Here is a 617-nt window from a genome sequence, read left to right on the forward strand (position 1 = left end):
GGCCGACTCGTCGGTCAAGAGCACCAGCAGCGGGCGGTTGTCGGGCACCGGCTCGCCCGGCAGGAGGTCGGCGAGCAGCACCGGCGCGTCGGCGTCGGCCTCCACGCCCTCGGTCGCGAGGGCTGCCAGCAGCGCGCCCAGCCGCCCGGGATCGCGGGCATGAAGGGCAACGCGCAGAACCCCGGGGACCTGCTGCATCCGATGGTCGGTGTCGATCGCGTCGCCAGTCATGGCCTCTCCCATCATGGGACCGATGTGGGCACGGCGTGTCCGTTCGTCACCCCGCCCCGCAGGCGCCGCGTTCGGGCCGGGCGCGGACGGGCAGGGGGACCGTCTGCACCGTGCCGGCGCGCAGCAGGCGCACTGCCAGGGTCTGTCCGACCTTGTCGGGCCCCAGCATGCCCCGAATCGCCCGCGGGGACGCAAGGCTTTCGCCGTCACAGTCCAGAAGAATGTCGCCCGGCAGTAGGCCCGCCGTCTCGGCCGGTCCCTCGGGCGCGAGGCTGAGGATCATCAGCCCGGCCGCCTGTCCGGCCGCCCCGCGCAGCGCCGACGGTATTTCGACGGGCTGCAGCGCGACGCCGACCCAGCCGCTCGGCCGGCTGCCGCCGCTCGTC

The 617-nt window shown here is 74.7% G+C and carries 2 protein-coding genes; both read right to left on the minus strand.

From position 1 onward, the window contains the following. Positions 1–231, minus strand: a 231-nt coding sequence (locus tag B8460_RS18595; RefSeq protein ID WP_048863115.1) for a hypothetical protein, incomplete at its 3' end; no start/stop codon positions are given. Positions 232–277: 46 nt separating this feature from the next. Next, on the minus strand, positions 278–617 hold a 340-nt coding region (locus B8460_RS18600), incomplete at its 5' end, for a PDZ domain-containing protein (RefSeq protein ID WP_048863116.1).

Source organism: Acidisphaera rubrifaciens HS-AP3 (genome assembly GCF_000964365.1).
Lineage (GTDB): Bacteria > Pseudomonadota > Alphaproteobacteria > Acetobacterales > Acetobacteraceae > Acidisphaera > Acidisphaera rubrifaciens.